Here is an 11,593-nt window from a genome sequence, read left to right as displayed (position 1 = left end):
ATGACTTTCGTTTGTCTACTCGTCACGCTTACATGATTGTGTTTTCTTAAAGAACTTTTCGCGCTTCAACTTCCGTATCCGCTATATTCCGATGGCATTGCGCCGTCTTTATCTTTTTTGTTTTTCCCTTCGTTTCCGTTGGGACTGCAAAGGTAGAAATCTTTTCTGAACTTCCAAAAACTTTTTAAAGTTTTTTTCTTTTCCCTTTTTTCGATTTCCGCGTTTAAAATAAACTGGGCGGGATTTTAAATCCCGTCAGGCTTCTCTTAAACCCTTCTTTTTTCATGATTCCCTCTTTCGAGGTAACCGTTCCTCCCTTGCGGAGTGGTGCAAAGATAGGGAGTTTACCAACAAACTTCCAAGCCTTTTGTTCTTATTTATTTCATTTTGCCCCTAACTACCTGTAACGGTGCGAGATTCTTTTTGTAAAACAGGTGATCGGAGGGCTGGAATGGCTGATCCTAATCCGGAATGGGGACAGATAGCGGCATCTGGCAACGAAAACATCCCGAACTGCACCTGCCGGATCTATCGCCCCACCGACGCAGCATAGCAAAGGGAGATCGGAAAACGCAAACTTAGCGAAACAGAGAACCGCATAATTTAATATCATCGATATATATAATAGTGATAGGATGTGACCGCGAACCGCAACCGCAGCGGAACAGAGGATGACAGGATTAGTCTAAAGTAAACCTTGATCAATTCTCATTTTGGTATAGCTTTTCCTTAGGGTTTACTTAGGGTTTAGTTAGGGTTAGTTTAGGTATAGCTTAGGTTATAGCTAAACTAACCCTAACCAAAAGCTAACTAAATACCAATTAAAATCTAGCTTAAAGAAGAAGTAAATAAAAGCGAATAAATAGAACACTATATAAATAGCCATATAACCTATATATATGTAGACGCAGGCCCTATTGCCGAAGTTGACTTGAAAGATACTGCGTCCCTAATGGCCAAAACAATGCGAAGTTTTTAAGGATATAATCATCATAGATCAATAAAAACCTCATTTTAGGTTTCTGGTACCCCTAAAGGAACATCTGATTGAAGCCCCCTTAGATACAGGAAAGTTACGAGGTCTAGAAAACCACGATTCACCCGAAATATATCTAATAATTTGCTCCAATAAATAGCTCGAAGATGCCCACAGGAAGGTCTTTGACAAACAAAATGTAATTGAAACCGTATATTCGTAAATAGCAAATTAAAATCTTCCTTATTTTGAACGGACTTTTCAAAATTTACAAAGTTGACGCCGACGAGGCACTGCGCATACAGCAATCCAAAAACGAAATACATCAACATGATTTCGAGGAATTGATTATTGGTGTGGCAGGAAAGCTCGAACATTTTATCGATTTTAAAACAAAAACCTACACCGCTCCATTTATAAGTTTTGTCACTCAGGGCAAAACCCACCGCGTCAAACCTCTTTTGCATAATAATAACATTGAATTTTGGGTCGTTCGATTTAAAAGTGAATTTATCCCCGAAACGACTTTCCAGCTCTACGCCCACTTTCATGAAAATGCGACATTGACCTTCGCCAGCCCCAACTGCTTTGGAAGATTGATAGTCCTGTGTCAGCTAATGCAGCAGGAATGCTTACAAACTAGCGTAGATTATGCGGTTATCAAGCAGCTATTGAGCACCATCTTTACCATGATTGAATCTGAACGGAAAAAGCAATTTCCAGACAGCCAACAGCAATTGAAAAATCAGAGTACAACGTTCACAAGCTTTCTATCTATACTGGAAGAGAACTACCGCCGTCCAGAAGGCGTTAATTTTTACGCGGAGAAGCTTTTTATGTCGACACGAAACCTAAATTTAATTTGTCAGAGCATATTACAACAAAGCGTTTCTGAGATTATCGAAACACGGAAACTTATTGAAGCAAAAAACCTCTTGTTGACAACGACTAAAACGATCTCGGAAATTGGTTTTGAACTCGGCTACCAAGATAAAGCCTACTTTACCAATGTCTTCAAAAAGAAAGCAGGCATGACGCCTTCGGAATTTAGAAGTGAAATCCAAAAACTTATTTCAGAATAGCGTACAACAGATTTCCGAATAGTACAACAGATTGACAGGATAATTATACCGCCTAGCCAGCCCCAACCCCTACCTTTGTAGTAAAAATTGACGCAGCCACATCATATCAAATGCGTAGAAAGGATTTTATTAAAATTATGGCAACATTACCATTAGCTGGAGTAGCTCATAAAGCAAACTCTTTATATAAATTTTCCGAGGAACTGGAGGCAACGGACAAATTTCCGGTCTTATTTTTAGGACATGGAAGTCCCATGAACGCCATAGAGGACAACGAATTTGTCCGGGGATTCAAAAAAATTGGCCAAACTTTCGAAAAACCGAAGGCGATTCTTGTTGTCTCGGCACACTGGGAAACACGTGGAACATTTGTCACAGCGATGGAGCATCCCGCCACCATTCATGACTTTGGCGGTTTTCCTCAGGCGTTATTTGATGTCCAATACCCAGCTCCAGGTAGCCCTCCACTCGCTTTAGAAACACAGCGTATTGTCAACAAAGCAGATGTTCATCTCGACGACAAATGGGGGCTGGACCATGGATCATGGTCTGTCGTCAAACATCTATACCCTGATGCAGACGTTCCTATTATCCAAATGAGCATCGATTACACACAGCCTGCAGCATACCATTATGAGATTGCACAGCAATTAAACGCGCTAAGAAAGAAGGGGGTACTCATTATCGGTAGCGGCAATATGGTGCACAACTTACGGATGGTCGCCTGGGATAAACTCGATACGGCAGGCTATGCGTATGAGTGGGCTACTATAGCCAATGAAAAAATGAAGAAATTTATTCAGAACGGCAACCATCAGGCGCTCATAGATTTCAGAAAACAAGGCAAAGAGTTCGACTTGGCAATTCCAACTCCTGAACATTACCTCCCTTTAATCTATACCTTGGGTTTACAGGAGAAAAATGACGAGTTGTTTCTCTTCAACGACAATTCAGTGGCTGGATCGCTGACCATGACCTCCTTGAAAATCGGTTAAGCCTCCAGCATACCTATCAGGAATATCCAACAATACAAGCCCATTCCATTAACCGAGAAAAAGGCCAATGGAATGGGCTTGTTGTATACAGCACTCCGCTGAGTTGGAAATATCTCGAAATTTCCATGACAAAAAGCGTTAGGATTGCAGCGCTAGGATTGATAAATTTGTTTGAAACAAAACAACGTACTTGAACTTAACTCATGGCAACAAAACCTGTTATTGAAATTGAATATTGTCCAAAATGCAATTGGATGCTGCGCGCCGCCTATATGGCGCAGGAGGTACTGAGTTCGTTCACGGATGAGATCCATGGAGTGATGCTGGTCCCCAGCGAAATTGCAGGCCGTTATACAATACGGGTAGCGGATAAGGAGATATTCGATCGAAAAAGAGCCGGTCGATTCCCCGAAATAAAAGAACTCAAACAACTGATCCGTGATCTAGTCGCACCAGATAAATCCTTAGGTCATTCGGACAAATCTCCTTCATCCAACATTTAATTTAGCATAAATCGGATTTTAAAGACTTCTTCTTATTAGCAACTTTGTATAAATTAAATGAACAATCATGACTATTCAACAAGAAGTAGATTTTCAACGTATCGCCAAGGCCATACATTTCTTACAGGAAAACTTTAAGTCTCAACCTACATTGGGTCAGATCGCTTCTCATGTTTACATGAGTGAAGCTCATTTTCAACGCATGTTTACCGCATGGGCAGGTACAAGCCCCAAAAAATTCTTACAGTACGTAAGTATAAATTATGCAAAATCATTGCTTAAGGAAAATAACATTGCTGAAACAACATTCCAGCTTGGCCTTTCCAGCAGCAGTAGACTTCATGAACTATTTATCAACATTGAGGGGATGACTCCCGCTGAATATAAAAATGAAGGCTCCAATTTATTGATTTCCTACGCGTATTATCAGAGCTTATTCGGCACAATGCTAATTGCATCCACCTCAAAAGGTATTTGTCATATTGCCTACGCGGATGATAACATAACAGCTTTTGACTCTCTTCAGCAACGATTTCCGAACGCAACATACCTACAACAGGGGAACAGCATGCACGAGAATGCACTCAGCGCATTAAATCCCCAAGATAAAGATATCCGTCAGGTAAAATTACATTTAAAAGGCACTGATTTTCAATTGAAAGTCTGGGAAGCTTTATTAAAAATCCCTATGGGTAACTTAAGCACTTACGGTGCTATCGCTTCTCAAATCGGAAACCCCAAAGCCTCCCGTGCTGTCGGCACAGCTGTTGGAAGCAATCCGATAGCTTACCTTATCCCCTGTCATCGTGTTATACAAAACAGCGGTATATTTGGTGGTTACCGATGGGATCCAATGCGGAAAACAGCGATGATCGGATGGGAGACTTTGCATACGGCTATTTAGTAAACACACACAATACGATAACATGGAACTTTTCGACAATCTCTTCGATGGCAATAGAAATCTACTCCCTTACGATGGGACTGTCAATTATTATGGTAAAATACTGCCTCCACAGAAAGCAAACCACTATTTTGATAGACTCATGGACTCGATCGAATGGGTAAATGACCGTGCCATTATTTTTGGAAACGAAATCGTCACCAAACGAAAAGTGGCTTGGTATGGCGACCAGGCTTTCGAATATAGCTATTCCAACACTACTAAAAGAGCGCTTCCCTGGACAAAGGAACTTCTTGAGCTGAAAAAGATTGCCGAAGAACAAACACAGGAGACGTATAATTCCTGCCTGTTGAATCTTTATCACAATGGCGACGAAGGAATGGCCTGGCACAGCGACGGTGAAAAAGACCTCAAAAAAAATGGAGCAATTGCTTCTTTAAGCTTTGGTGCTGAACGAAAGTTTGCCTTTAAACATAAAACGAGCAAAGAAAAAATAGACATCATCTTGGGCCATGGAAGTTTATTGGTGATGAAAGGTGTTACACAAACGTATTGGTTGCATCGGCTTCCACCGACAAAAAAGGCGTTCAGTGCACGAATTAATCTGACATTTCGAAGCATCGATCAGCTGTAGTCTTACAGGCCCAGGGTAAGGCTTACAGGAATGGACACCTATTTGTAGGCAGACTTCAACAGCATTCAGTCATTAATCGTGTCAACCTTTTCAAACATAAAGGCTGACACGATCGATCTGGTTATTTAATAACGTCCCTGCTGTTGTCCTTGGCTGTGTAATCCATAAAAATGCCACCGTCCAAGGTAATATTTTTCACCTTTTTAGTCGAAGTCCAAGTCAGGATTACCTGTTTTTCATTGTGTTGCCAAATTGACGGAGTTTGATGTTTTGTCTCCACCGATCCATCCGTATAGGTAATCAACACATCAAACGGAATTGCAAATCCCCCGACATTAGTGATCGTCAGTGTATTTTTGCCAGCAAGTTGTTTAAAATCATTCACTTTAAGGTCGATGTAATTATTGGTGAAATACCAATTTTTCCAATACCAGTTTAAATTCTGCCCAGCTCCAGCATTGATGCTATAAAAGAAGTCCCAAGGCGTCGGATGTTTTCCATGCCATAGCTCCATGTAATGGTGTAATGCTTTTTTAAACAGTTCATCGCCCAAGTAATCCCGTAATGCAATATAAGACAATGCGGCCTTGATGTAGGCATTGTTGCCGTACCCTAAACCACTTAACTGAGAGGTCATGGTAATCAAGGGTTGGTCTTCTTCGGTAGAAGGGTCAAAGATATAGCGCTTTACACGGGCATCTTTGAAAAGTTCTTTGTTTTTTTCGGCACCAATCTCCGCATTTCCAATCCAGAATTCCAATGCAGTAGCCCAGCCTTCATCCATATAACCGTATCGCGTCTCATTGATACCCATGTAAAAAGGGAAATAGGTATGTGCAATTTCATGGTCTGCTGTTTGTCGCGCATCCACGAGATTATCTGGGACACTAGAATCGTTGATCATCATTGGATATTCCATGTCTGCAAATCCCTGAACGGCCGTCATTGTTGGGTATGGGTAGGTGACACCAGGCCAATTTTTAGAAAACCAGTCAATGCAATATTGCTGCCAACCAATGTATTGTTCAAAATCTGCTGTTCCGGTGACATAGCTTGACTGCACACTCACGCGCTTACTTCCCAAATCTACACTCCCGCCATCCCAGATATAATTATCACTCACACTGAAACAAAAATCAGGCACATAGGTTGCTTTAAATTTCCACTTATTCCAGGCTTCTTGTGTTGTCACTTTCCCCGCTTTCATTTCGGCATCTGTCGCGATATGTATTGGCGTGTCGCTGACTTTTGATTTTTCGAAACGGTCCAGAACAGGTTTCTGCAGTACATCAGCCGCATTTGTCAATTCACCTGTCGCCCAAACAACAAAGTTCTTCGGAACGGATATCTCAAATTGATAATCGTTGAAACCATTGTAGAATTCTTGTCGGCCATTATGTTCCAGAAGATCCCAGCCATTATAATCGTCGTATACAGACACACGCGGATAAGAGTAAGCACAATAAAAGGTGGAAGCATTCAACAGCCCTTCACGGTCGCTTTCGACAGATAACGGATATTCCCAGCTAATGTCCAATGTTGCAGTGCTTCCCGGAAGGATTTTCTGCCCAAAATCACCTAACTTCACCGTTCCCCAGTCCTTGCTGTTTACTTCGTAAACTTGACCATTCAGTTTAAACGATTTAATCTTTAGGCCCGAAGTCAGGTAGTCGTCCGAAGCGTATGCAGCACGTACCGCATTAGGTTTGTGTACATTGTTCACAAATCGGATAGCCAAGCGTTTCAATGTATCGGGACTATTGTTTGTGTACACAATAGTCTCTGTTCCACTCACCATCTTTGTAGCCGGATCCAATTGCACCCGCACATCATACTTACCAAAATTCTGCCAATAGTTTTTCCCTGGTAGACCCGTTTTGGTACGGGTTCCCTTTTCGATCGCTTGCTGAATATTCCTTGGGGTATACAGTTCTTGCGCATGAGCTACCCCTGTCAATAAAAGCAAAGTCAATCCATAATTAAATATAGTGCGTCCTATCATATCCTAGTTTAAATAATCAAACTAAGATAAATTTGCTGTGATTTGCAAGTTTAATTCTCCAGCTTCGCAAGAAAAATAAACTTCTTCAACACAATACCGTATTTGCATTTGTTCAAAGATCAAAAAAAGACAGGCTCCGAGTACTTGAGAAAACATTTTATTTTTTTTGACGTTTAGTTTTAAGATAGACCCGAATGTATGCATCAACTTTTACGTTTTAACGATTTCTTCCGACATGCTTTTTTAGGAATACTTTTGATTTCAATCCCTACGCTGCTCGCTGCTCAAACCGATGCAAAAACAGACTCTCTTGCACAGTACAAACATCAGCGTGACTCGGCCATGGCCAGTCAATACGATATATCGGATTTAATCGGACGAATAATCCATCCCAAACGAAAAAAGGAACACGCGAGTAAACGCTCTCCCATCACCTTAATGCCCAACATTGCCTACAACCCAACCATTGGTGGTCAGATCGGAATCAAGGCTGTCGCGGGGAAAGTACTGGGTGACCCCAAAACAACGACCATGTCGATCGCAGCGACATCCGCCTCAATCACCACAAAAAACATCATGGTCTTCTATATCAGCCATAATATCTTTACCCCCAACAATAAACTAAATTTTCAGGGCGCTTTTGCACTTGTCAAAATGGTCGCTTTAGATGCGGGTTTGGGCATGACTCCCCATGGAAAATGGAACAATGCCGATGAAGAGATCCTTGCCAACCCCGACCATAAAAAATACGGAGCAAAATATAACGCATTTACATTTAATGAAAAAGTCTATAAACGTATCGCCGACGGACTATTTGTTGGAGCTGGATTGGCGTTTGACTTACGACGAAAAATAACCAGCAGCGGCCCCAATGGCAACATTACGCCCAATACCATCTACACCGAAAAACATGGCTTCGATCCCGACAGTTATAATTCCAATGGACTATTGCTCAATATGCAATATATGACAAGAGACAATCCCAATAGGCCTTACAAGGGTATCTATTCGGATATTGGTGTGCGATGGAACACAACGCTGTTGGGCAGTAGCAAAAGTGCTGTACAGCTTACCACCGACTTTCGAAAATACTTTAGTCTATCTCAGTCCGACCCGGCTCATGTACTTGCCTTCTGGTATTGGGGTTCCTATAAACTTGGTGGTACACTTCCCTATTTTGATCTCCCAGGAACGGGAAGAGACGTAGCCGTCAGAAGCGGCCGGGGTTATACCATTGGTTATTTCAAAGGAATTTCTTTCGGTTATGCCGAAACAGAATACCGCTTCCCAATTTTAAAGAATCACTTTTTGAGCGGAGCTGCTTTTTTCAACCTACAGACTGCCAGCGACGAACTGGGTACCAAACTTTTTGAAAGGTGGCAACCTGGGGGTGGTGCCGGATTACGGGTGCTCTTTAACAAAGCAACACGCACAAATCTATGTCTGGACTATGCCTTTGGAAAATATGGTTCCCGTGGTTTCTTTTTAGGGCTGAATGAAGCCTTCTAATTCCAGATTGCGACAGCTTTGTTTGCCATAAAATAACTAAATTAGCCGATGTTGTTGCTCTTTCTATTCACGAAGAGTGACTGAATTGGCATTGACGATACTTCATCATGAATTTAAAAACCTTTTTTCTATACATTGTATTATTATTGGCTCTTGTTTCCTGTCATCAGACAAAGACGCCAAAAACAACGAAAAATGACGAACAAAAGAAAGAACAGGTAGTCCCCCCTGCATCACCACCGCTCCCATCGGATACTTCGAGCTACGATAGCCCGCGTTTTGCAGACAGAATTGAAGAACAAACGCAGCAGTTAATAAAAATGAACGACGCCGGCCTCTTCGATAAACTTCACCAGAAGTTAACGTCAACACTAAGTGCAGACCAGAAGGATTATTTTCTTGGGCATCCTAACTTGGCTGTTTTAGCGATCGCGAAAGGGAATATCTTCGAAAATGGCTCTGGAGACCTTGGGTATCTGCTGTACAACAAAGATAATCATCACATCGAGATCACCTTATTCGATCATAAACGCAATACATACAACACATTGTATAAAGAGTTAAAAGTTGTCAATACCCTTCAAAATCTAGATTGTTCATCCAGCTTTGGATCGCTCGATTATCTCGTTGCTTCCGAACTGATTTATCAAGAGGATTATATTCGTTTAAACAATTCAAATTACCTGATTGACGACAATTCCTTTGATGTGACCGATATTTCGACGAACAAAAACTTTGATTTGCAGCAGGGCTGTCTGAACAAAAAATTCTCAAAAGAAGCCATGGCCAACAGTCTTTGTGTGCCGACCAGCTCCGTATATGCGAATTTTCAATGCCTAAAATACAATAAGAAAAAGCAGATTTTTGAAATTTATTTCAGTCAGGAATTTGCAGACTAAGCCGACCAAACCCTAACGATGAAAAGATATTACCTACTTGCTACCCTTGGTTTATGTAGCAAATTATATGCGCAGGAAGTGGATACTACGACTAATCGACTAGAACAAGTCGAAGTTAAAGCCTACTTCAATAAACAACCACTATTGCGACTGACATCTTCTGCGGCTGTGTTAAGCAGCCAAATGATCCAATCCCTGCAGTCGCCCTCCTTTGTTTCAGCAATGAACAGGGTGCCGGGTTTACGCATGGAAGAACGTTCCCCTGGGAGTTACCGGCTAGCACTCCGTGGGAGTATGATCCGTTCACCTTTTGGTGTTCGCAATGTCAAAATCTATCTGGACGACTTTCCATTTACTGACGCAGGCGGGAACACCTATCTTAACTTGATAGATCCATCCGCAATAGGACAAATCAATATATTAAAAGGTCCAGATGGATCGATCTATGGGGCCAATTCAGGCGGTGTACTCTCCTTTTATAGTAAGGGATTTGATCGATCTGACAAACCTGAAGTCAACCTCCAATTAACGGGGGGCTCCTACGGTCTTTTCCAGGAACAGCTCAATGCAATATTACCCCTCAGCCAGAGTCAGCAACTTGCCATCAATCAAAGTTGGACAAGAAGTGACGGTTATCGCCAGAATTCAGCCTTAAACAAAAAGAATATACAGCTTAATTACAATTGGCAATATGCAAAAACATCCGAATTAAAATTCACCGGTTTCTATTCGGATCTTGGTTACCAAACTCCGGGAGGGCTCACCGCAGCACAAATGGAGAGCGACCGCAGACAGGCCCGGCCTAAGGGCGGACCAAATCCTGGTGCTGCTGAACAAAAAGCCGCAATCTACGATAAAACATTCTTTGGTGGACTGAGCAACCAGACGCACCTCAGTTCTAAGATGACCTTATTCGCCAGTGTATTTGGTTCATCCAATCAGATCAAAAATCCCTTCATCACCAATTACGAGAAAAGAGATGAAAAGAATTTAGGAACGCGCCTGTATTTATCTTATGCCGATCTGTTGAGCCAAGATTTAAAATATGAAGTCCAACTGGGCTTGGAAGCACAAAAGGGCTGGTATGCTATTGACAATTATGACAACGCCCAAGGTGTCGCTACCGATCCTCAGGCCAAGGACAAATTGGAAAACAGTCAGCAATCATTTTTTGCACGCACCCAACTGGAGTGGCTAGAGCGCCTCCAGGTAGAGCTGTCGCTCGGATTAAATGAGAATAAAATTGGCTACCAGCAACGTTATCCTGTCGCACAAGAAAACAAAGAAAATATTGATTTCGGAAGTACCTGGATGCCACGAGCAGCACTATCCTATTTGATCACACCAATCCTTGCACTTAGAGCATCGATTTCTAAAGGTTTCTCTGCACCAACTGTTGCTGAAGTCCGCTCGTCAGACAATACAATTAATACGATGCTGAAACCAGAAACAGGTACAAACCATGAATTTGGGCTTCGTTGGCATTTGTGGAATCGCCGGATTATTTTAGATGCAGCGGCCTACACGTATCAAATGAACAATGCCATTATCCGACAGGTACGGGATAATGGTGCTGAATATTTTCAAAATGCGGGTAAAATAAACCAAAAGGGATTGGAAGCCTCGCTATTCATGTATTTGATCAGGCCTCAAACAACCGGTATGGTCCGTAGCCTACAACTGACCAGTAATTTTTCCCTCAATGACTACAGGTTCAAAACCTATCAGGTAGGCGACAAAAACTATAAGGACAATAAACTCCCTGCAGTTCCTAAAACAGTATGGGTAAATTCGTTGGATATACTTTTCCCGAATGAATTCCAACTGGATCTCCTTTCCAATTTAACTGCAGCAATACCACTGGATGACGCAAACACTGTTTATGCCAACCGGTATCATCTTTTGCAAGCCAAATTATCCTGGAGCAAATCTGTCTGTTCACCGCATAAAATCAGGCTTTTTGTTGGGGCCGACAATCTGCTCAATGAAAAATATAGTCTTGGAAACGATATAAATGCTTTTGGAGGACGGTATTTTAATCCTGCCCCATTACGTAATTATTATGGCGGAATGAGTTTTAATTTTTAAC

At 41.8% G+C, this 11,593-nt stretch carries 9 protein-coding genes; 8 read left to right on the top strand and 1 reads right to left on the bottom strand.

Annotated elements, in window-relative coordinates; translation table 11 throughout:
- Positions 1-1,224: 1,224 nt before the first annotated feature.
- The 5 genes from M2419_RS21435 (at position 1,225) to M2419_RS21415 (ending at position 5,094) form a co-directional block, all read left to right on the top strand.
- Positions 1,225-2,058 carry an AraC family transcriptional regulator gene (locus M2419_RS21435; protein WP_182330811.1) on the top strand — a complete coding sequence of 278 codons (834 nt, stop codon included), beginning with the start codon at positions 1,225-1,227 and terminating at the stop codon, positions 2,056-2,058.
- Between the two features lie 137 nt (positions 2,059-2,195).
- On the top strand, positions 2,196-3,053 hold the full coding sequence (ygiD, locus tag M2419_RS21430) for a 4,5-DOPA dioxygenase extradiol (protein WP_259255575.1): 858 nt from the start codon (positions 2,196-2,198) through the stop codon (positions 3,051-3,053).
- Between the two features lie 203 nt (positions 3,054-3,256).
- On the top strand, positions 3,257-3,556 hold the full coding sequence (locus M2419_RS21425; RefSeq protein ID WP_153847690.1) for a SelT/SelW/SelH family protein: 300 nt from the start codon (positions 3,257-3,259) through the stop codon (positions 3,554-3,556).
- 67 nt (positions 3,557-3,623) lie between these two features.
- Positions 3,624-4,460: a methylated-DNA--[protein]-cysteine S-methyltransferase gene (locus M2419_RS21420; RefSeq protein ID WP_182330809.1), complete on the top strand. Its 837-nt coding sequence runs from the start codon at positions 3,624-3,626 to the stop codon at positions 4,458-4,460.
- Positions 4,461-4,482: 22 nt separating this feature from the next.
- A complete protein-coding gene (locus M2419_RS21415) occupies positions 4,483-5,094 on the top strand; it encodes an alpha-ketoglutarate-dependent dioxygenase AlkB (protein WP_159731327.1) in 612 nt (203 codons plus the stop codon).
- Positions 5,095-5,215: 121 nt separating this feature from the next.
- Here M2419_RS21415 and M2419_RS21410 read toward each other — a convergent pair whose 3' ends face one another.
- Positions 5,216-7,096, bottom strand: a complete 1,881-nt coding sequence (locus tag M2419_RS21410; RefSeq protein WP_153847692.1) for a M1 family metallopeptidase — start codon at positions 7,094-7,096, stop codon at positions 5,216-5,218.
- 198 nt (positions 7,097-7,294) lie between these two features.
- Here M2419_RS21410 and M2419_RS21405 point away from each other — a divergent pair, with 198 nt between their 5' ends.
- From M2419_RS21405 to M2419_RS21395, 3 genes are all read left to right on the top strand, one after another.
- A complete protein-coding gene (locus M2419_RS21405; RefSeq protein WP_153847693.1) occupies positions 7,295-8,605 on the top strand; it encodes a BamA/TamA family outer membrane protein in 1,311 nt (436 codons plus the stop codon).
- 107 nt (positions 8,606-8,712) lie between these two features.
- Positions 8,713-9,504 carry a hypothetical protein gene (locus M2419_RS21400; protein WP_259255574.1) on the top strand — a complete coding sequence of 264 codons (792 nt, stop codon included), beginning with the start codon at positions 8,713-8,715 and terminating at the stop codon, positions 9,502-9,504.
- An 18-nt stretch (positions 9,505-9,522) separates the two neighbouring features.
- The gene (locus M2419_RS21395; RefSeq protein ID WP_153847695.1) at positions 9,523-11,592 is read left to right on the top strand and encodes a TonB-dependent receptor; all 2,070 of its coding nucleotides are present in this window, start codon (positions 9,523-9,525) and stop codon (positions 11,590-11,592) included.
- Position 11,593 lies beyond the last annotated feature (1 nt).

The sequence above is a fragment of the Sphingobacterium sp. BIGb0116 genome, assembly GCF_024808035.1.
GTDB classification, from domain to species: domain Bacteria; phylum Bacteroidota; class Bacteroidia; order Sphingobacteriales; family Sphingobacteriaceae; genus Sphingobacterium; species Sphingobacterium paramultivorum.
The sequence above is the reverse complement of the archived record's forward strand: the minus strand, read 5'-3'. Positions and strand labels throughout refer to the sequence as shown.

What these genes read in the sequence shown, in the direction of transcription:
- ygiD (WP_259255575.1), top strand. Translation starts at nt 2,196, where the DNA reads ATGGCAACATTACCATTAGCTGGAGTAGCTCATAAAGCAAACTCTTTA.
- M2419_RS21425 (WP_153847690.1), top strand. Translation starts at nt 3,257, where the DNA reads ATGGCAACAAAACCTGTTATTGAAATTGAATATTGTCCAAAATGCAAT.
- M2419_RS21420 (WP_182330809.1), top strand. Translation starts at nt 3,624, where the DNA reads ATGACTATTCAACAAGAAGTAGATTTTCAACGTATCGCCAAGGCCATA.
- M2419_RS21415 (WP_159731327.1), top strand. Translation starts at nt 4,483, where the DNA reads ATGGAACTTTTCGACAATCTCTTCGATGGCAATAGAAATCTACTCCCT.
- M2419_RS21410 (WP_153847692.1), bottom strand. Translation starts at nt 7,096, where the DNA reads ATGATAGGACGCACTATATTTAATTATGGATTGACTTTGCTTTTATTG.
- M2419_RS21405 (WP_153847693.1), top strand. Translation starts at nt 7,295, where the DNA reads ATGCATCAACTTTTACGTTTTAACGATTTCTTCCGACATGCTTTTTTA.
- M2419_RS21400 (WP_259255574.1), top strand. Translation starts at nt 8,713, where the DNA reads ATGAATTTAAAAACCTTTTTTCTATACATTGTATTATTATTGGCTCTT.
- M2419_RS21395 (WP_153847695.1), top strand. Translation starts at nt 9,523, where the DNA reads ATGAAAAGATATTACCTACTTGCTACCCTTGGTTTATGTAGCAAATTA.